This window comes from Bradyrhizobium sp. HKCCYLRH3059 (genome assembly GCF_051168035.1).
Lineage (GTDB): Bacteria > Pseudomonadota > Alphaproteobacteria > Rhizobiales > Xanthobacteraceae > Bradyrhizobium.
Genome location: NZ_JBNPUF010000012.1, coordinates 1 through 18247, shown reverse-complemented (window position 1 = coordinate 18247; position 18247 = coordinate 1). Strand labels below are relative to the sequence as shown.

The window sequence follows — 18247 nt, the reverse complement described above, 5'->3', positions numbered from 1 at the left end:
AGTCCACGGAATTTCGATACATGATATTCGAATAAGAGAATGTGAAAAGGACATTCGATGCTGCGCCGCGTCATCATGCTGTCGCTCGTGCTGTCATGCCTCACGCACGGCGTCCGTGGGCGCGCCGAAGAGAACACGGACGTCGCTGCCTTCATGCGCTCGGCGATGGCCAGCCTGCGCACCGCCGCGAGCTATGGCCGCACCGGCAATGTGGGCCTGGCGCAGATCGAGCTCGACGACGCCCGGATCGCCTGGGGCAGGCTCAGCCGGCTCGCCGAGCGCTCCAATGCGCCCTATTCGGCCAAATCCTTTGCAGAGCTGATCGCCACCGGAAACGATCGCCTGAAGCAGGCGGACGAAGCGCTGACCGCAGGTGACGGGGCACGCGCTGCGGCGGCCATTGCCGCGTTGCGCCGGTCGCTTCACGCCCTGAGGCAGGACGCCGGCGTGGTCGAACTCAGCGATTGCGTGTTCGACCTGTCACCCGTCATGGACGCGTTGCGCAACGCAGCTGCGCGGTTCGCTGCGGGCAAGGCCGAGCCTGGCGAGGTCGTCCAGGCCGGCACAGCGCTGCGCGACCGGCTGCAACGCTGCAACGGCCTCGCCGCGCCCGACGTGGCGAGCCAGGCCGAGTTCCGCCGCCTGATCGACGGCGCCACGACGAGTGCCGGCGAGATCGGCCGCGCGGCGCGCGAGAGCGACGCCGGCCTGGTGCATCGCTATGAGATCGAACTGCAGTCCTTCGTCAATCTATTGGACTTCCGCTTCGGCTGATCAGCCGATGGTGGCGAGCGACGGAAAGCGCTCGAAGATCCATTCCGACATCCGCGGGATCACGCCGGCGAGAAAGGCCGCGCCGGTCAGGACGAGAAAGCCGCCCATCGTCTTCTCGACCAGGGGGAGATGCGGCTTGATGCCCTTGAGCATAGTCATGAACTGTCCCGTGAAGGCAGCGGCGATGAGGAACGGGATGCCGGTCCCGACCGAATAGGCGGCGAGCAGCAGCGCGCCCTTACCCACCGTCGCCTCCGCGCCGGCCATCATCAGGACGGCGGCAAGGACCGGCCCCGCACACGGCGTCCAGCCGAAGGCGAAGGCAAGTCCCATCACGAACGCACCGAGCAGGCCGGCCGGCTTGCTTCCGACGTCGATCGTCGCGCTCCGGTACAGCAGCGGGATCCGGAGCACCCCGAGGAAATGCAGCCCCATCGTGATGATGACGAGGCCAGCGAGGATGCCGAGCTGGCTGAGATGGCCGGCGATGAACCGCCCGAACACCGAGGCGGTAGCACCAAGACCGACGAACACCAGCGAAAAACCGCCGACAAAGCACAGCGCCGTCAGCACCGTCCGCCGCCGCTGGGCCATGCTGGTTTCGCCGATCGCGTCGGCCGCCGAGACGCCGGCCATGTAGCACAGGAACGGCGGGACCAGCGGCAGAATGCACGGTGACAGAAACGACAACAGACCCGCGGCCAGCGCGGCGCCCAGCGTGACGTCGAGATCCATCTTTCCCCCCGGTCGGCCAGCGCTACGTGCCCGGCCTGCCGGGCAGGATTCGGAAATCGCGCACTAGTACATATTCGAATTTAATGATAGATTGGCCGCCAAGTCCAGAGAGGATCTCGGCATGACCAGCAGACGTGCATCGCGCGGATTCGCAACGCTCGCAGGAGCCGTAGTGACCGGCATTTGCCTCTCGTCCCCGGCGTTCGCCTCCGAGCTCGTGATGTTCGAACGTCCGGGCTGCGGCTGGTGCGCCCGCTTCAACGCGGAAATCGGTCCGATCTATGACAAGACCGACGAGGGGCGCGCGCTGCCGCTGCGACGGGTCGACCTTGCCAAGCCGCTGCCGACGGACCTTTCCGGTATCGATCCGGGAGCGTTCACCCCGACCTTCGTGGTGGTCGATCAGGGCCGCGAGATCGGACGCATCCGCGGTTATCCCGGCGATGCGTTCTTCTTTGGGCTGCTCGGCCGCATAATGAATGCTACAAGCGGGGCTCCGGCCCGCTCCTGACGCCAACCGAGGGATTCAGAATTCATGCCGCTGCCGAAGTTGAAGGACATCGAAACCTCTGCCGAGCTCGAGCAGATGATCGAGAAGGCGCGGGAAGCCAGCGAGATGCTGAAGGCACTGTCCCACGAGTCCCGGCTTTTGCTGCTCTGCATCCTTGCCGAAGGCGAAAAATCCGTCACCGAGCTCGAGCAGTTCCTGGGCGAGCGGCAGTCGACCGTCTCGCAGCAGCTCGCCCGTCTCAGGCTCGACCGGCTGGTCACGACGCGGCGCGAGGGCAAGACGATCTACTACAGCCTTGCGAGCGAAGATGTCCGCAAGATCCTGACGGCGATCTACGACGTCTATTGCGAGCCGGTCCGCAAGCGCCGCCGCTGACCGGTTGGCCCTCGCGGTCTCGGGCTTCGCATCGGCGCGCCCCGTAGCGGCGCAAGAGGTCTGGCGTCCCCGCCGCTCCTGGCGCACAATGCCAGGAAACCAACGAGGATGTCGGAGAGGAATGCTCAGCCCATCAGCACTGACGTTCATGTGTGGGCTCCTCGCGGGCGCCGTTCTCGGCGTCGCCGGTCGCGCCGGCCGCTTCTGTACGCTCGCGATGCTGGAGGACGCGTTCTTCGGCGCCGATACCCGGCGACTCAAATCCTTCGCTCTGGCGGCCGCGGTCGCGCTGGTCGCAACCCAGCTGCTCGCCAGCTTCGGCCTGATCGACCTGTCGCGCTCGATCTACTTGACGTCGTCCATTCCGCTCGGCGGCGCCATCCTCGGCGGCTTGTCGTTCGGAATCGGGATGGCCCTGGTCGGCACCTGCGGCTTCGGGACACTGGTCCGTATCGGCGGCGGTGATCTGCGCGCCATCGTCGTGTTTCTGGTGCTGGGCGTGTCAGCCCTGGCCGCGATGCGCGGGCTCACGGGATTCCTGCGCATCTCGCTGATCGAGCCGCTCTCCATACGCCTGCCCGAAACGATGACCCAGGGCATGGATATGCTGCTGTCGCCCGCACTTGGCTCATATGCGCGGCCGGCAACCGTTTCCGTCGCAGCGGTCGCGCTCGCGGCCTGGGCATTGGCCGACGGGCGCCTCGTGAGATCGCCGCGCCTGCTGCTCTCCGGCCTCGCCGTAGGCTGCGCGGTGGCGTTCGGCTGGTTCGCCACCAGCTGGCTCGGCAATGACGATTTCGATCCGGCGCGCGTGGCATCCCTGACCTTCGTTGCCCCGCTCGGCAATACCGTGCTCTACATCGCCACGCTTTCGGGCAGCCGGGCCGACTTTGCGATCGGCTCCGTCGCCGGCGTGATCCTGGGCTCGTTCGTCGCGGCAATGTTTTCGCGCGTCTTCCGCTGGGAAGCCTGCGATGACGCGCGTGAGTTGAAGCGTCACATGACCGGCGCGCTGCTGATGGGCACCGGCGGCATCATGTCGATGGGCTGCACGATCGGACAGGGCCTGTCGGCATTCTCGACGCTGGCGATCTCGGCGCCGCTGACGATGCTGGCGATCACCTGCGGCGCACGTCTCGGCCTCGAATACACCATGACCGGCGAATGGCGCCCTGCCGTGCGCAACCTGCTGCGTCTGACATCGTGACGGCGGCTGCGCTCGCGCAATGTGCAAGCTCGCTCCCACACCAGGGCAATGGGGTTGTACCGCAGGCAGACGGATTGTGGATTTCGCCGTTGCCTCAATACTTCAGTTCACGCGCTTCGCAGATTGTCTGCCGGCTCGCATGGTCGCCTGAGCGCCGTCCTGGTGATAATTCCCGGATCTTCCGATGCCACGCTTCAGGGGGAGACGGCACTGTCCTCAGCTGCACAGCAGCTCACAAACCAAAACTCCCGCAGCCTCGTCGGCTACGGGAGTGTCGGTCTCAATGGTTGCGGGGATAGGATTTGAACCTATGACCTTCAGGTTATGAGCCTGACGAGCTACCGGGCTGCTCCACCCCGCGTTAACTTGTGCGTCACCTTCAGAGAAGCGCCGGGCGGTCCTGGCAGACACCGAGGCGCTGCCGATCCATCCCAAAGGCTTCCTGAGAAGGCTTGAGCCCGTTGGCCTAGCCGGCCGTCGGGTGCGGGCGGTATGTACCAATGCGAGGCCGGTTTGGAAAGGCCTTTCGGGAAGTTTTTTTGCCGGATTGTGACACCGCCTCTCTCACGACTCACATCAGAAATTACCTCAACATTACAAATACATATGAGAGCGACCTATTTGCCGACCGGGACCACGGCACGGGCCGGGCTGGGGACAAGGACAAGTTCTTCGAGGGGCAGCGGCAGGGACCGACGACACCCACCCCAAATGGATTGGCTCCACGCTCGCGCCCAGCCGGCGCAAAACCGACGCCGCGCTTGCCAAGGGTCCCGCAACGCGGCAGCTTTAAGCCAACCAGAATGACGGCCCTGCACGCGGCCGCGGTACACGCGAGGAGACGTCCATGGACCAGTCCCTGAAGAGCCCAGCCCTCTCGGCGCTCGACGACGCGTTCCACGCCCAGGTCGAGGCCTCCCGCAATGCGCCCCCGCCCGCTCTCGCGGCACGGCTGGACGGCCTGAAGCGGCTGCGAGCGATGCTGTCGGACAACGAGAAGCGCCTGGAGCAGGCGATCTCGGCCGATTTCGGCCACCGCTGCGCCGTCGAGACGACGATTGCCGAAACGCTGTTCCTGCAGGCCGAGATCAGGCACACGCTCAAGGTGCTGCCGCGCTGGATGGCGCCGCGGCGCATCGCCACCGCGCTGCAGTTCTGGCCGGCGCGCAACCGCCTGATTCCGCAGCCGCTCGGCGTGGTCGGCATCATCGCGCCGTGGAATTACCCGTTGCAGCTGACGCTGGCGCCAGCAATCGGCGCGCTCGCCGCCGGCAACCGGGTCATGATCAAGCCGAGCGAGCTGACGCCGCACTTCTCCGCGCTGCTCGAGGAGCTCATCGCGGCGAATTTCGACCCGACTGAGCTCATCGTCACCGGCATCGAGGACGGCGTCGCGGAGACCTTTGCCGCGCTGCCGTTCGATCATCTGGTCTTCACCGGCTCGACCCGCGTCGGCCGCATCGTCGCCGAGGCCGCCGGGCGCAACCTGACCCCGGTGACGCTCGAGCTCGGCGGCAAGTCACCGACCATCGTCGACGTCTCCGCCGACATCGACGAAGCCGCGGAGCGCATCGCCTATGCCAAGCTGCTCAATGCCGGCCAGACCTGCATCGCACCGGACTACGTGTTCGTGCCCGAACAGCACGCGGACGCATTCGCGAGCAAGCTGCACCGGCACATGCTGCAGATGTTCGGCACCAACCCGGCCAATGGCGACTACACGTCGATCATCTCCGAGCGGCACTATGCCCGGCTGGAAGGATTGCTGCGCGATGCGATCGCGCGCGGCGCCAGGACGCTGAGCACGACCAGCCCGGAAGATCCGGCCTGGAAGAAGCTGCGGAAATTTCCGCCGACGATCGTGGTCGGTGCGAGCGCGGACATGGCAATCATGCAGGAGGAGATCTTCGGTCCGCTGCTGCCGATCATGACCTATCGGCAATCCGACGACGTCATCCGCCACATCAACGCCCACGACCGGCCGCTCGCGCTGTACTGGTTCGGCACTGACGCTGCGGCCCGTGACACGGTGCTGGCGCACACCGTCTCCGGCGGCGTCACCATCAACGACTGCCTTCTGCATTTTGCGCAGATGAACCAGCCGATGGGCGGTGTCGGCGCCTCCGGCATCGGCCATTATCACGGAGAATGGGGCTTCAACAGCTTCAGCAAGTTGAAGCCGGTGTTCTACCGCTCTCCCTTCAACCGCATGAAGGATCTCTATCCACCCTACGGCGCCAGCATCGCCCGGATCGAAAAGCTGCTGCGATTCCTGTCCTAGCCAATCGTCGTTCGGGGGCGCAGGGCGCGCCCCCCCCCTGGAATCCCGAGACGATCGGGTGCAGACCAAACTCTCGATTCCGAGTTCGACGCTCAGCGCAAATGACTTCGCCACCTGCCGCGCGCCGCCGGAACGACATTCGAACAACAAGCAAGACAAACATCAGGGAGAGATGCGTGACGGACGAGGTCGATTTCATCGTCGTGGGCGGCGGCAGCGGCGGCGCAACGGTTGCAGGCCGCCTGTCGGAAGATCCGGCGACATCCGTCGCGCTGCTCGACGCCGGGGGACGCAACGACAACTGGATCGTGACCACGCCCTACATGCTGTTCCTGATGGTCGCGGGGCCCGTCAACAACTGGTCCTTCACCACCGTGCCGCAAAAGGGCCTGGACGGGCGCAGCGGCTATCAGCCGCGCGGCCGCGGGCTCGGCGGCTCCTCCGCGATCAACGCCATGGTCTACATCCGCGGCCACCGCGCCGACTACGATCATTGGGCTTCCCTCGGCAACACCGGATGGTCGTATGACGACGTGCTGCCCTACTTCAAGCGCGCCGAGAACAACGCCGAGTTCAACGGCGCGTATCACGGCCAATCGGGACCACTGCCGGTCAGCCGGCTGCGCACCGACAATCCCGTGCACGACATCTTTCTCCAGGCGGCGCGCGAAGCGCAGTTTCCGGTCCGCGACGATTTCAATGCCGACACGCAGGAAGGGCTCGGGCTCTATCAGGTCACGCAGAAGAATGGCGAGCGCTGGAGCGCGGCACGGGCCTACATCCAGCCGCATCTCGGCAGCCGCAGCAACCTGCGGGTCGAGACCTCGGCGCATGCGTCGATGATCCTGTTCGAGGGCAAGCGCGCGGTCGGCGTCAAGTATCGCCAGGGCAAGGAGGTCAAGGAGATCCGCTGCCGGCGCGAAGTGATCCTCGCCTCCGGCGCGTTCCAGACCCCGCAATTGCTGATGCTGTCGGGCATCGGCGACGCGAGCGCCCTGGCGCGGCTCGGCATCGCCGGCGTCCACCATTTGCCGGGTGTCGGACAGAACCTGCAGGACCATCCGGATTTCATCTTCGCCTACACCTCCGACAACCCCAACTTTTCTTCGCTGTCGCCGAAGGGCCTGCGCCGGCTGCTGGCGGGCATCGGCCAATATCGCCGCGAGCGCCGCGGCGTCCTGACCTCGAACTTCGCCGAATGCGGCGGCTTCCTGAAGACGCGGCCTGATCTCGACGTGCCCGACATCCAGTTGCATTTCGGCATGGCCGTCACCGACGATCACGGCCGCAAGCGCCACGGCAATGGCTTCTCCTGCCATTTCTGTCTGCTCCGGCCAAAGAGCCGCGGCATGGTCGGCTTGAAGAATGCCGATCCGCTCGCCGCGCCGCTGATCGATCCCAACTTCCTGGGCGAGGCCGACGATCTCGAAACCATGGTGGCCGGCTACAAGACCACGCTGCGGCTGATGCAGACGCCGGCGATGCGTAGCCTCGGCAAGCGCGACCTGTTCACGTCGGATGTCAGGACCGACGACGACATTCGCGCCATCCTGCGCGCCCGCGTCGATACGGTCTACCATCCTGTCGGCACCTGCAAGATGGGCGTCGACGATCCGCTCGCCGTGGTCGATCCCGAATTGAAGGTCCGCGGAATGTTCGGCCTGCGCGTGGTCGACGCCTCGATCATGCCGACCCTGATCGGCGGCAATACCAATGCGCCGACCATCATGATCGGCGAGAAGGCCGCCGACATGATCAAGCGCGAGCTGAAAGGCTGAGACGGCTCGCCATCGAGGGAAATCAACCTGCCGATCAGCAGGGTCTCACGTCAGCAGGAAGCCGCCGTCCACCGTGACGACGCTGCCGGTCATGTAGCGCGAGGCGTTGGACGCCAGCAGCAGGATCGCGCCGTCGAGGTCGCTCTCGTGGCCGACGCGCCGCTGCGGGATCCGCTTGACCAGCTTCTCGCCCGCCGGCGTCTCCCAGACCTCGTGATTGATGTCGGTGTCGATGTAGCCGGGCGCCAGTGCGTTGACGCGGATGCCGCTCGCCGCGAGCTCCAGCGCCAGCGCCTTGGTCGCCTGCACCACGCCGGCCTTGGAGATCGCATAGGGCGAGATGAACTTGACGACGCTGAAGCCGAGCACCGAGGCGATGTTGATGATGTTGCCGCCGGTCTTGCGCGCGGCCATGCGCCGAGCTGCTTCGGTTGCGGCAAAATAGGCGCCCTTCAGATTGGCGCCGATCACGGCGTCCCAATCCGCCTCGCTCTGCTCGACCGCGAGCTTCTCTACCGCGATGCCGGCATTGTTGATCAGCACCGTCACGGGTCCGAGCGCGGCCTCGGCCGCATCCATGCCCCTGACGATCGATGCCATGCTCGTCACGTCCATCTCGACCGCGGCGGCGCGACCACCCCTTGCCTTGAGCTCCGCCTCCAACGCCTTGAGCTTGCCGGTCTGGCGTGCCGCGAGCGCGACGGCGGCGCCACGTGCCGATAGAACCCGGGCGAACTGCCGGCCGAGCCCCTGGCTCGCGCCGGTGATCAGGATCACCTCGCGGCTGACGTCGAACAGCTCGGACATGGTTCCTCCCACGGTTGCTCATTTGTTGCGGCGCATTGATACAGACGATTTGAAGTAGCGCAAACCGGAATCGTTTACCGGGCCCGGCCTACAACCGCGGCGGAGCAACCATGAACGCTTTCGACCTCGCCGCTTGTGCCGCACTGATGGTTGCCGTCTACAGCGGCTTCTCGACCGGGCTGTTGCGCAGCGCCATCACGATTCTGGCCTACCTGCTCGCGATGCCGCTGGCGATGGGCGCGGTTGCGGCGATGAGCCCGCAACTGCGCGACGTGCACGGCACTCCGCTGGCACAGAACTGGCTGCAGTTCTTCGCCGCCTTCGTCGTCATCGGCATGGCGCTGGGCAAGATCGGCCGCATCCTGCTCGACGAAGCGATCGGTTCCGAGGCCGGTTTTGGCGACCGGCTCGGCGGCGCTCTGCTGGGCGCCGTGCGCACCGGCATGGTCGCGACCACGCTGGTGCTGGTGTTCGACAGGATCGTTCCCCCCGAGCGTCAGCCGCGCTTCCTCGAGGGATCACGCCTGCGGCCGATGCTCTCGCTCGCAGGCGCAAAAGGCTTCCGCTCGCTGCCTCCGGAGCTCGCAAGCCTGATCGACCGGCTGAAGCAGGAACGGCGCATCTGACGGACACGGCGGCGCCGCCTCTCCGGTCATAGCGAGCCATGCAATTCGGCACAGGCCGGCTGCTCTTATCAGCGGCAATTCGGTTGGCTAGAATGCGCCCATCTTTCTTCCAGCCTCACTGACATATCGGAGTGATCAATCGTGGATCTCGGGATCAAGGGCCGCCGCGCCATCGTCTGCGCCTCCAGCAAGGGCCTGGGCCGCGCCTGCGCCATCGCGCTGGCCAATGAAGGCGTACATGTCACGATCACGGCGCGCGGCGCCGAAGTGCTGGCGAAGACCGCGGCCGAGATCCGCGCGGCCAATCCTGGCGTCACCGTCACGGAAGTGGCGGGCGACATCACCACGCCCGAGGGCCGCGCCGCCGTGCTGAAGGCCTGCCCGGATCCGGACATCCTGATCAACAACGCCGGCGGCCCGCCGCCCGGCGATTTCCGCAACTGGACCCGCGACGACTGGATCAAGGCGCTCGACGCCAACATGCTGACGCCGATCGAGCTGATCAAGGCGACCGTCGACGGCATGATGGCGCGCAAGTTCGGCCGCATCGTCAACATCACCTCGGCCGCGGTGAAGGCGCCGATCGACATTCTCGGCCTCTCCAACGGCGCCCGCGCCGGCCTCACCGGCTTCGTCGCCGGCCTGTCGCGCAAGACCGTGATCAACAACGTCACGATCAATGCGCTGCTGCCGGGGCCGTTCGAGACCGACCGCCTGCTCTCGACGGCAAAGGGCGAGGCCGAGAAGCGCGGTGTCACGCCGGAGCAGATCCTCGCCGACCGCGCCAAGACGAACCCTGCAGGTCGCTTCGGCGATCCCGAGGAATTTGGACTCGCCTGCGCCTTCCTGTGCGGCGCCAAGGCCGGCTACATCACCGGCCAGAACATCCTGCTCGACGGCGGCGCCTTCCCAGGCACGCTGTAAGACAGACTTCCTTGGGCGGTCTGGCGCGGAAACCTGCTACGCCGATCCCGGGCTTTCACCTCGCCCCGCTTGCGGGGAGAGGTCGGATTGCATCGCGAGATGCAATCGGGGTGAGGGGGGCTCTCCGCGAACGCGGTGTCTGTGGAGAGTCCCTCTCACCCCAACCCTCTCCCCGCAAGCGGGGCGAGGGAGCGCAGTGCCGGCGCAATAGGAATTCGAATCCAACTAATAAAGCTGTGAGTTCTGTTTGCCATCCGCGCTATGAATACAGCGACTCTGCCTTTCCGAACGACCTACCGCTTCTCGTCCTCGTCGCGCTGGCTTGGGCTCGACGAATCCGCCGTGGTGCGGCCTTCGGTCCAATCGATGCCGAACGCATCGAGGCCCTCCGCCAGCAGGTCGCCGAGCATCGGCTCGCCCAGCAGATAACGCGCGGTGTGGCGGTCGCGCTGGCCGGCGGCCTCGCGGCGCAGATCGTCCCACTCGTCGATATCGCCGTCGCCGCGGCCGAGCCGCATCAAGGCGACGAGATCGGTCTGCTCGTCCTCGGTCATCGCGTTGATGAAGCCGGTGATCTCGCGCACCACGGGATCATCGCCGCTATCCTGGAGCACGTCGACCATGTCGTCATCGACGGCATTCGAGCCGGATTCCTCATCGGTCGCCTGCTCCTTGACGTCGAACTCGCGCGCCTTTTCGATCAGGAAGGCGACCTTCTCGGGCGATATCGTCAGCTCTGGCATGGCGTTCTCCTCATGGACGGACTGCAGCAACGCCTGTTCCGGGCAGTTGATCCATTGCGCCGGAACAAGCCGCGCGGCATCGTGACCGGCATCAAGAATAGGACGAGGAAGCGCGCATGTCTTGGACGATCGGCCGGGTCAGGGTCACCAAATTCGTCGAGCTGGAGACCGTCGGCGGCACCCGCTTCATCCTGCCGCAGGCAACACCCGAGACGATCCGCGAGCTGTCCTGGCTCACGCCCGATTTTGCGACCGATGAAGGTCGGCTGAAGATGTCGATCCACACCCTGGTGCTGGAAACACCGACGATGCGGATCGTGGTCGACACCGGGCTCGGCAACGACAAGCAGGGCCGCAGCGTGCCAATGTGGAACAACCGCGCGACACCGTTCCTGGAAACGATGAGCGCTGCCGGCCTCCCGCCTGAGAGCATCGACATGGTGATCTGCACCCACCTCCATGTCGACCATGTCGGCTGGAATACGCGGCTGGTCGACGGCCGCTGGGTCCCGACTTTCTCCAATGCGCGCTACGTTTTCGGCCGCACCGAATATGAGCATTGGCGCGATCACAGCGAGGCCGCCGACGAGACGGCGACCTTCGCCGATTCCGTGCAGCCGATCGTCGCCGCCGGACGCGCGGAGTTCGTCGGAAGCGAAGCGGTGATCACCGACGAGATCACCCTGATCCCGACGCCGGGGCACAGCCCGGGTCATGTCAGCCTGCACATCCGCTCGGATGGCGCGCAGGCCGTGCTCACCGGGGACGTCGCCCACCATCCCTGCCAGATGGCGCGTCTCGATTGGAGCTCGACGGTCGATTCCGATCCGGCGCAGGCGATCGCGACCCGGCGGGCGCTGTTCTCGCGTTTTGCCGACACCGAGACGCTGGTGATCGGCGGCCATTTCCATGCCGGCCATATCCGGCGGGACGGCGCCGCCTTCCGCTTCGAGGCATTACAGGGCAGCGGCGACGCATAGCCCGCAAGGTTGAATTTCCTCCCGCCATGCTCCATGACAGGGCTCTGGAATACCAGGGAATTGAGGGAGAGAAACCAATGAAGCTTGTTCGCTACGGCGAGAAGGGCGCGGAAAAGCCGGGCCTGATCGACGCATCCGGCCAGTTGCGCGACCTGTCGGCGCATGTGAAGGACCTCGATGGCGCGGCCTATGCGCCGGAGTCGCTGAAGAAGCTCGCCGCGCTCGATCCGGCCTCCCTGCCCGCCGTTGCCGGCAAGCCGCGGCTCGGCGCCCCTGTCACCGGCATCTCGAAATTCGTGGCGATCGGCCTCAACTACTCCGACCATGCCAAGGAGACCGGCAACCCGATCCCGGCCGAGCCGATCTTCTTCCTGAAAGCCAACACCGCGCTGTGCGGTCCCTATGATCAGGTCGAGAAGCCGCGCGGCTCGACCAAGCTCGACTGGGAAGTCGAGATCGCCGCCATCATCGGCACTCGCGCCAAATACGTCTCAGAGGCCGAGGCGTTGAACCACATCGCGGGCTACACGATCTGCAACGACGTCTCCGAGCGCAACTTCCAGATCGAGCGCCTGGGCCAGTGGACCAAGGGCAAGTCGCACGACACGTTCGGTCCCGTAGGTCCGTGGCTCGTCACCAAGGACGAGATTCCAGACGTGCAGAACCTGTCGATGTGGCTCGACGTCAACGGCCAGCGCCGCCAGACCGGCACCACCGCGACGATGATCTTCTCGATGGCGAAGTGCATCTCCTACGTCTCGCAGTTCATGACGCTCCTGCCCGGCGACATCGTCACCACCGGCACGCCTCCCGGCGTCGGCATGGGCATGAAGCCGCCGACCTTCCTCAATGTCGGAGACGTCGTCACGCTCGGCATCGAGCGCCTCGGCGAGCAGCGCCAGGAGATCATCGAGGCGTAAGGCGCGATATCGACTTGTGAGTCATTCCGGGATGGCGCGTAGCGCCAGACCCGGAATCTCGAGATTCCGGGTTCGATGCTTCGCATCGCCCCGGAATGACCAGCCAGAGGACACTTCCGATGAAACTCACCTTCTCGCCCGCCTCGCCATTCGCCCGCAAGGTGCGCATCGCTGCCATCGAACTCGGGCTGATCGACCGGCTCGAATTCGTGCCTGCAGCCGTGGTGCCGGGCCAGGCCAATGAGGAGTATTCGAAGATCACGCCGCTGAAGAAGCTGCCGGTGCTGATCCTCGACAATGGCGACGTGATCCTGGATTCCTACGTGATCGTCGAATATCTCGACGAGCTCGCCGGCGGCAACAAGCTGATCCCCGCTTCCGGCCCGTCGCGCTGGAAGGTCAAGAGCGAGCATTCCATGCTGCAAGGCATGCTCGATTCCATGCTGCTATGCCGCTACGAGGCGATGGTGCGGCCCGAGGGCCTCCGCTGGCAGGCCTGGTCCGACGATCATTGGAACAGGGCCTGGATGGGCATGGCGCGCTTCAATGCGCAGCCCGACTTGATGACACGCCCGTTCGACATCGTCGCGATCGGACTCGTCTGCGTACTCGGCTATGCCGATTTCCGCTTCGCCGATTGCGGCTGGCGCAAGGCATTTCCGGCACTCGACGCGTTCCACAACAAGATGCTCGAACGCGAATCGGTGAAGATCTCGGTGCCGCCGGCGGCTTGATCCCTGAACAGGAGCTGCCGTGACGCTGACGTTCTCGGTTGCAGACACGACCATTCATCGCATCATCGAGCAGGAAACCACGTTCCTGCCGGCGCGTGAGATGTTTCCCGAGCTGACATCGGAGATGCTGGCGGCAGAGCGCAGCGCGCTGCAGGCGGCCGGTGCCCTCGATGCGCAGGACACGCTGATCCTGTGCTTTCAGTCCTACGTGGTGAGGACGCCTCACCACACCATCCTGATCGACAGCTGCATCGGCAACGACAAGCCGCGCGCGCGGCCGGTCTGGAACATGAAGACCGACGACAGCTACATGCTTGCGCTTGCGGCCGCGGGCGTATCGGTCGACGACATCGACGTCGTGATGTGCACGCATCTGCACACCGATCATGTCGGCTGGAATACGCGGCTCGACAACGGCCGCTGGGTGCCGACCTTCCCGAATGCGCGCTACGTGTTCGCGCAGCGCGAATATGACTACTGGGTGGCGCAGAATGCCAAGGCCGAGGTGCCTCCATTCGCCGACAGCGTGCTGCCGGTGGTCGAGGCCAAGCGCGCCGACATCGTCGGCGACGCATTCGCGATCGGTGATCATGTCCGGCTGCTGCCGACGCCGGGCCACACGCCCGGCCATATCGCAGTCGCCGTCGGCAGGGGCAGAGACGATGCGGTGTTCGCCGGCGACCTGATCCACACGCCGCTGCAGCTCAGCTTTCCCGAGCTGTCACCGAGATTCGACGTCGACCCGGCTCAGGCCGGGGTGACGCGCCGCGCCTTTCTCGAGCGCTATTGCGACACGTCGACGCTGTGCTGCACGGCGCACTTCCCGTCGCCCTCGGTCGGCCGCATTACCCGCAAGGGCAACGGCTTCGCCTGCGAGGCGGTCTGAGACACGGGCGCGGCGCCGGTCACCGCGCCCGTCAATCGAACAGGCTCGGCGTATGGTTCACCGCGGCGCCTTCGATCGCCAGCATCTTCAGCTTGGTCTCGACACCGCCATTGGCGGAGAAGCCGCCGGGCTTGTTGCCCGCCGCCAGCACGCGATGGCAGGGTACCACGATCGGGCACGGGTTGCGCCCGAGCGCCTGGCCGACCTCGCGCGACAACTCGACGCCGCCGAGCTGCTTGGCGATGTCGCCATAGGTCAGGGTCCGGCCCGGCGGGATCCGGCGCGCGATCTCGTAGACGCCGCGCTGGAACGCGCTGACGCCGTCGAGATCGAGGTCGACATCGCTGAGATCATCCGGCTCTCCGGCAAGCAGCGCCGTGATCCGCGTGATGGTGCGCCGCACATGCGGCGGCGGCTCGGCTTCGCCGATGCCTTCGTAACGCTGCTGCATCCGGATGCGGATCTGCGCGACGCCGCCCATCGGCAGTTGCACCGCATTGATGCCGCGCGCTCCCCATGCGATGGCGCAAGGGCCGATCGCGGTCTCGAAAATTGCAAAGCTTTGCTCTGACATGACGGACTCCATCGCCGCTCTGCCCCGTATCATCTGCCAGTCAAATTAGGCTTGGAGAATGTTGCGATCCACCCGGATTCTGCCAATGTCGACAGCGGAAGCACCGTGATGTCCATCGGCAGGCCGAAAGGATGGGAGCACGGCGCAGGGGCAGCCCGGCGCAAAGAGCGGGCGCCTCATCCGAGGAAACCAAGGCGAGGGAGACGGCCATGAAGCTGACGCCGGAGCAGATCGCATTCTTCAACCGCGAGGGCTGGCTGTTCCTGCCCGAGCTGTTCAGCCCCGAGGAGACCGCCTTTCTCGCCCGCGAGGCCGAGGCGATCTATGCGGCTAACCGTCCCGAGGTCTGGCGCGAGAAGAGCGGCGCGCCGCGCACGGCGTTTGCCGCCCACCTCTACAACGACGCCTTCCGCGTGCTCGCGGCGCATCCGCGCATGATCGAGCCGATCGAGCAGATCTTCGGCGAGAAGGTCTACATGCATCAGTTCAAGATCAACGCCAAATCGGCCTTCACCGGTGATGTCTGGCAATGGCACCAGGACTACGGCACCTGGAAGCGCGACGACGGCATGCCGGAGCCGCGCGCGATGAACATCGCGATCTTCCTCGACGAGGTGATGCCGATCAACGGCCCCTTGATGCTGGTGCCGCGCAGCCAGCATGCCGGCGACCTCGAGGCGTCGCATGATCTCGCGACCACGTCCTATCCGTTGTGGACCTTGGACGAGGCGACGGTGACGCGGCTGGTCGCGGAAGGCGGCATCGTCGCGCCGACCGGAAAGCCCGGCGGCATGCTGATGTTCCACGGCAATCTTGTGCACGGCTCCGCCGGCAACATCACGCCTTACCCGCGCAAGATCGTGTACCTCACGCTCAACGCCGTCTCGAACCATATCCGCACCCCGACGCGGCCGGAGTACATCGCGCATCGCGACTTCACCCCGATCGCGATGCTTCCGGATGACGCGCTGCTGAAGCTCGCTCGCGCGAAAAATCGCGAGGCGGCGGAGTGAGGCTCGCACTCCACCATCTAACAGGTCGTCATGCCCGGGCTTGACGAGTGAGTATTGGCCGCATCGACTTGCGTCGAAGAAGCACTGGATCTTTCAATGAACCTCCACGCCCTCCTCCAAGCCCGCGCCGCCGCCGGCAAGCCTGTGCGCGTCGCACTGATCGGCGCCGGCAAGTTCGGCTCGATGTTCCTGGCGCAGGTGCCGCACGTCGCGGGCCTCGAGGTCCCCGTCATCATCGACCTCGATCCCGAGCGCGCCCGCGACGCGTGCCGGACGGTCGGCTGGAGCGCCGAGCTGATCGCGCGCACGAATTTCAGCCCCGACGGTTCGAAGGCGACGGGTGACGGCATTGACGTCGTTGTCGAAGCGACCGGCAACCCTGCTGCCGGCATCCGCCACGCGCGCGCCGCGATCAAGGCCGGCAAGCACATCGTGATGGTCAATGTCGAGGCCGACGTGCTGGCCGGGCCGCTTCTCGCGGAAGAGGCGCGCAAGGCGGGCGTTGTCTATTCGCTGGCCTATGGCGACCAGCCGGCGCTGACGGCCGAGCTCGTCGACTGGGCGCGCGCGACCGGCTTCCACGTGGTCGCGGCCGGCAAGGGCACGAAATATCTGCCGGCCTATCACGACGTGACGCCCGATGGCGTCTGGCAGCATTACGGGCTGACGGCCGGCGAAGCACAGTCCGCCGGCATGAATCCGCAGATGTTCAATTCCTTCCTCGACGGCACCAAGTCGGCGATCGAGATGGCCGCGATCGCCAACGCGACCGGGCTCGACGTGCCCACGGACGGACTGCTGTTTCCCCCCTGCGGCGTCGATGATCTGCCCCATGTCCTGCGTCCGCGCGACCGCGGCGGCATGCTGGAACGATCGGGCATGGTCGAGGTGGTGTCATCGCTCGAGCGCGACGGACGGCCGGTGTTTCGCGATCTGCGCTGGGGCGTCTATGTCGTGCTGGAGGCGCCGAACGACTACGCCGCGGACTGCTTCCGCCAATATGGCCTGAAGACGGACGCCAGCGGCCGCTATGCGGCGATGTACAAGCCCTATCACCTGATCGGGTTGGAGCTGAACGTCTCGGTGCTGTCGGCGGCGCTGCGGCGCGAGCCGACCGGACAGCCGCTCGGTTTCCGCGGCGACGTCGTCGCCGTCGCCAAGAAGGATCTGCGCGCCGGCGAGATGCTCGATGGTGAGGGCGGCTACACGGTCTGGGGCAAGGTGATTCCGGCGCGTAAGAGCCTCCAGCTTGGGGCGCTGCCGATCGGATTGGCGCATCGCGTGAAGCTCACCGACGGCGTTGCTCATGGTTCAGTCGTACGGTGGAGCGACGTCGACGTCGACGACATGGACAAGGATATCGTCGCGACCCGCAAAGAGATGGAAAGGACGTTCGCGCGCTGATTCGCTCCCGCGCATGACCTCTCACGGTCAATAAAAAGCCCCGACCAACAGGCCGGGGCTCTGAGTTCACATGACGTCCGGGGCTCAGTTGTCGTCCTCGCCGAACGCCGCGGCGAGCTTGTCGTAGTATTTGACGACGAGATCGATGTTGCCCTTGTTCTCGACCTCGGGTGGTTTCGCCTTCAGCGCCGCGTTGAGATCGCTGAGGACCTGCTTCTTGTCGTCGGGCTTCATCTTCGTGTCGGCCTGGACCTGATCGATCTGCTGCTTGATGACGGCTTCGGGACCGATGTACTTTTTCGTCTTCGGATCGATGCCGCCCATCACCAGGCTGATGTTGTCGACGACGATGTTGAAATCGTCATAGCTGGCGAAGCCGTATTTCTTGGCGACGCCATCGAGCTGCGTCACCACCTTCTGGTCCGGCGGCGCATTTTCGGGAAGCTTGTCGGTGACGGCATCCATGTCCTTTTGCGATGCCAGCACGTTTTCGATCTGCTTGTCGGTCAGCGCGATCTGCTTGAGCTGCGGCGGCTGGCTGATCGTGGGTCCGGGCGGCTGGGCCGGCGAATCCTTGGCAGCCTGCGCAAGCGCCGGAAGCGTTGTAATGGCCGTCATCGCGGCTCCTGAGCCCGCAAGGGCCAGCGCGAAGAAGGTGGTCCGGACGAACATGCGCATGAAGATCTCCTGTGGGACAATGGCTACGACGACAGAGAGCGCAGCATTGCGTACGTTCTGGGGAATGAACCGCGCCTGAATCGGTTCCGGAGACTCCGATCACACGGTTGTGCAGCAGCACTTGCGACGCGAACAAGCGCATCGTGACGAACGAGCGACGGGGCGCAGGCATCGGCACAAACGACAACGCCGCGCTGAGGTTTCAGCGCGGCGTTGTCGTTTTGGGTTGTGAAGAGGGGATGTCCTTTGCAGGCCTGGCAGCGACCTACTCTCCCAGGGCTTGAGCCATAGTACCAT

At 65.4% G+C, this 18247-nt stretch carries 19 protein-coding genes and 1 tRNA gene; 14 read left to right on the top strand and 6 right to left on the bottom strand.

The window, feature by feature from the left end:
- Nucleotides 1-57 precede the first annotated feature (57 nt).
- The gene (locus tag ACQR13_RS29180) at nucleotides 58-774 is read left to right on the top strand and encodes a hypothetical protein (protein ID WP_316166779.1); all 717 of its coding nucleotides are present in this window, start codon (nucleotides 58-60) and stop codon (nucleotides 772-774) included.
- On the opposite strand, the gene ACQR13_RS29175 is transcribed toward ACQR13_RS29180, so the two are convergent.
- Nucleotides 775-1509: a cytochrome c biogenesis CcdA family protein gene (locus ACQR13_RS29175; RefSeq protein ID WP_315778323.1), complete on the bottom strand. Its 735-nt coding sequence runs from the start codon at nucleotides 1507-1509 to the stop codon at nucleotides 775-777.
- Nucleotides 1510-1630: 121 nt separating this feature from the next.
- Between ACQR13_RS29175 and ACQR13_RS29170 the strand changes: the two genes are divergently transcribed.
- From ACQR13_RS29170 to ACQR13_RS29160, 3 genes are all read left to right on the top strand, one after another.
- On the top strand, nucleotides 1631-2020 hold the full coding sequence (locus ACQR13_RS29170) for a thioredoxin (protein ID WP_315754880.1): 390 nt from the start codon (nucleotides 1631-1633) through the stop codon (nucleotides 2018-2020).
- A 24-nt stretch (nucleotides 2021-2044) separates the two neighbouring features.
- Nucleotides 2045-2395, top strand: a complete 351-nt coding sequence (locus ACQR13_RS29165; RefSeq protein WP_315718315.1) for an ArsR/SmtB family transcription factor — start codon at nucleotides 2045-2047, stop codon at nucleotides 2393-2395.
- Between the two features lie 121 nt (nucleotides 2396-2516).
- Nucleotides 2517-3602 carry a YeeE/YedE family protein gene (locus ACQR13_RS29160; protein ID WP_315718316.1) on the top strand — a complete coding sequence of 362 codons (1086 nt, stop codon included), beginning with the start codon at nucleotides 2517-2519 and terminating at the stop codon, nucleotides 3600-3602.
- Nucleotides 3603-3886: 284 nt separating this feature from the next.
- Here ACQR13_RS29160 and ACQR13_RS29155 read toward each other — a convergent pair.
- Nucleotides 3887-3963, bottom strand: a tRNA-Met gene (locus ACQR13_RS29155).
- A gap of 486 nt (nucleotides 3964-4449) precedes the next feature.
- On the opposite strand from ACQR13_RS29155, the gene ACQR13_RS29150 reads away from it, so the two are divergent.
- Together ACQR13_RS29150 and ACQR13_RS29145 are read left to right on the top strand one after the other, a co-directional pair.
- On the top strand, nucleotides 4450-5883 hold the full coding sequence (locus ACQR13_RS29150; RefSeq protein WP_315753782.1) for a coniferyl aldehyde dehydrogenase: 1434 nt from the start codon (nucleotides 4450-4452) through the stop codon (nucleotides 5881-5883).
- A gap of 176 nt (nucleotides 5884-6059) precedes the next feature.
- Nucleotides 6060-7661, top strand: a complete 1602-nt coding sequence (locus ACQR13_RS29145) for a GMC family oxidoreductase (protein WP_315753784.1) — start codon at nucleotides 6060-6062, stop codon at nucleotides 7659-7661.
- 45 nt (nucleotides 7662-7706) lie between these two features.
- Here ACQR13_RS29145 and ACQR13_RS29140 read toward each other — a convergent pair whose 3' ends face one another.
- Nucleotides 7707-8468, bottom strand: coding sequence for an SDR family NAD(P)-dependent oxidoreductase (locus tag ACQR13_RS29140; protein ID WP_315718074.1), 762 nt, complete (start codon nucleotides 8466-8468; stop codon nucleotides 7707-7709).
- Between the two features lie 110 nt (nucleotides 8469-8578).
- On the opposite strand from ACQR13_RS29140, the gene ACQR13_RS29135 reads away from it, so the two are divergent.
- Nucleotides 8579-9094, top strand: coding sequence for a CvpA family protein (locus ACQR13_RS29135; RefSeq protein WP_315718075.1), 516 nt, complete (start codon nucleotides 8579-8581; stop codon nucleotides 9092-9094).
- 141 nt (nucleotides 9095-9235) lie between these two features.
- On the top strand, nucleotides 9236-10018 hold the full coding sequence (locus ACQR13_RS29130) for an SDR family oxidoreductase (protein ID WP_315753786.1): 783 nt from the start codon (nucleotides 9236-9238) through the stop codon (nucleotides 10016-10018).
- Nucleotides 10019-10311: 293 nt separating this feature from the next.
- Here ACQR13_RS29130 and ACQR13_RS29125 read toward each other — a convergent pair whose 3' ends face one another.
- On the bottom strand, nucleotides 10312-10761 hold the full coding sequence (locus ACQR13_RS29125; protein ID WP_315718078.1) for a DUF3775 domain-containing protein: 450 nt from the start codon (nucleotides 10759-10761) through the stop codon (nucleotides 10312-10314).
- A 116-nt stretch (nucleotides 10762-10877) separates the two neighbouring features.
- Here ACQR13_RS29125 and ACQR13_RS29120 point away from each other — a divergent pair, with 116 nt between their 5' ends.
- From ACQR13_RS29120 to ACQR13_RS29105, 4 genes are all read left to right on the top strand, one after another.
- On the top strand, nucleotides 10878-11741 hold the full coding sequence (locus tag ACQR13_RS29120) for an MBL fold metallo-hydrolase (protein ID WP_315753788.1): 864 nt from the start codon (nucleotides 10878-10880) through the stop codon (nucleotides 11739-11741).
- Nucleotides 11742-11818: 77 nt separating this feature from the next.
- Nucleotides 11819-12661: a fumarylacetoacetate hydrolase family protein gene (locus ACQR13_RS29115; RefSeq protein ID WP_315718081.1), complete on the top strand. Its 843-nt coding sequence runs from the start codon at nucleotides 11819-11821 to the stop codon at nucleotides 12659-12661.
- A 119-nt stretch (nucleotides 12662-12780) separates the two neighbouring features.
- Complete coding sequence (locus tag ACQR13_RS29110) at nucleotides 12781-13395, top strand: glutathione S-transferase family protein (RefSeq protein ID WP_315753790.1); 615 nt, start codon at nucleotides 12781-12783, stop codon at nucleotides 13393-13395.
- A gap of 19 nt (nucleotides 13396-13414) precedes the next feature.
- Nucleotides 13415-14281 carry an MBL fold metallo-hydrolase gene (locus ACQR13_RS29105; protein ID WP_315753791.1) on the top strand — a complete coding sequence of 289 codons (867 nt, stop codon included), beginning with the start codon at nucleotides 13415-13417 and terminating at the stop codon, nucleotides 14279-14281.
- Between the two features lie 31 nt (nucleotides 14282-14312).
- On the opposite strand, the gene ACQR13_RS29100 is transcribed toward ACQR13_RS29105, so the two are convergent.
- Complete coding sequence (locus tag ACQR13_RS29100) at nucleotides 14313-14855, bottom strand: methylated-DNA--[protein]-cysteine S-methyltransferase (protein ID WP_315753793.1); 543 nt, start codon at nucleotides 14853-14855, stop codon at nucleotides 14313-14315.
- Between the two features lie 209 nt (nucleotides 14856-15064).
- Between ACQR13_RS29100 and ACQR13_RS29095 the strand changes: the two genes are divergently transcribed.
- Together ACQR13_RS29095 and ACQR13_RS29090 are read left to right on the top strand one after the other, a co-directional pair.
- The gene (locus tag ACQR13_RS29095; RefSeq protein WP_315718085.1) at nucleotides 15065-15868 is read left to right on the top strand and encodes a phytanoyl-CoA dioxygenase family protein; all 804 of its coding nucleotides are present in this window, start codon (nucleotides 15065-15067) and stop codon (nucleotides 15866-15868) included.
- Between the two features lie 96 nt (nucleotides 15869-15964).
- Nucleotides 15965-17272, top strand: coding sequence for an NAD(P)H-dependent oxidoreductase (locus ACQR13_RS29090; RefSeq protein WP_434863483.1), 1308 nt, complete (start codon nucleotides 15965-15967; stop codon nucleotides 17270-17272).
- Nucleotides 17273-17356: 84 nt separating this feature from the next.
- Here the strand turns inward: ACQR13_RS29090 and ACQR13_RS29085 are convergent, their stop codons facing one another.
- Nucleotides 17357-17950, bottom strand: a complete 594-nt coding sequence (locus ACQR13_RS29085; protein WP_434863482.1) for a hypothetical protein — start codon at nucleotides 17948-17950, stop codon at nucleotides 17357-17359.
- Nucleotides 17951-18247 lie beyond the last annotated feature (297 nt).

Bases quoted from the DNA above. Each gene is read 5' to 3' on its own strand.
- ACQR13_RS29180 (WP_316166779.1), top strand. From the start codon at position 58: ATGCTGCGCCGCGTCATCATGCTGTCGCTCGTGCTGTCATGCCTCACG.
- ACQR13_RS29175 (WP_315778323.1), bottom strand. From the start codon at position 1,509: ATGGATCTCGACGTCACGCTGGGCGCCGCGCTGGCCGCGGGTCTGTTG.
- ACQR13_RS29170 (WP_315754880.1), top strand. From the start codon at position 1,631: ATGACCAGCAGACGTGCATCGCGCGGATTCGCAACGCTCGCAGGAGCC.
- ACQR13_RS29165 (WP_315718315.1), top strand. From the start codon at position 2,045: ATGCCGCTGCCGAAGTTGAAGGACATCGAAACCTCTGCCGAGCTCGAG.
- ACQR13_RS29160 (WP_315718316.1), top strand. From the start codon at position 2,517: ATGCTCAGCCCATCAGCACTGACGTTCATGTGTGGGCTCCTCGCGGGC.
- ACQR13_RS29150 (WP_315753782.1), top strand. From the start codon at position 4,450: ATGGACCAGTCCCTGAAGAGCCCAGCCCTCTCGGCGCTCGACGACGCG.
- ACQR13_RS29140 (WP_315718074.1), bottom strand. From the start codon at position 8,468: ATGTCCGAGCTGTTCGACGTCAGCCGCGAGGTGATCCTGATCACCGGC.
- ACQR13_RS29135 (WP_315718075.1), top strand. From the start codon at position 8,579: ATGAACGCTTTCGACCTCGCCGCTTGTGCCGCACTGATGGTTGCCGTC.
- ACQR13_RS29125 (WP_315718078.1), bottom strand. From the start codon at position 10,761: ATGCCAGAGCTGACGATATCGCCCGAGAAGGTCGCCTTCCTGATCGAA.
- ACQR13_RS29120 (WP_315753788.1), top strand. From the start codon at position 10,878: ATGTCTTGGACGATCGGCCGGGTCAGGGTCACCAAATTCGTCGAGCTG.
- ACQR13_RS29115 (WP_315718081.1), top strand. From the start codon at position 11,819: ATGAAGCTTGTTCGCTACGGCGAGAAGGGCGCGGAAAAGCCGGGCCTG.
- ACQR13_RS29110 (WP_315753790.1), top strand. From the start codon at position 12,781: ATGAAACTCACCTTCTCGCCCGCCTCGCCATTCGCCCGCAAGGTGCGC.
- ACQR13_RS29100 (WP_315753793.1), bottom strand. From the start codon at position 14,855: ATGTCAGAGCAAAGCTTTGCAATTTTCGAGACCGCGATCGGCCCTTGC.
- ACQR13_RS29095 (WP_315718085.1), top strand. From the start codon at position 15,065: ATGAAGCTGACGCCGGAGCAGATCGCATTCTTCAACCGCGAGGGCTGG.
- ACQR13_RS29090 (WP_434863483.1), top strand. From the start codon at position 15,965: ATGAACCTCCACGCCCTCCTCCAAGCCCGCGCCGCCGCCGGCAAGCCT.
- ACQR13_RS29085 (WP_434863482.1), bottom strand. From the start codon at position 17,950: ATGCGCATGTTCGTCCGGACCACCTTCTTCGCGCTGGCCCTTGCGGGC.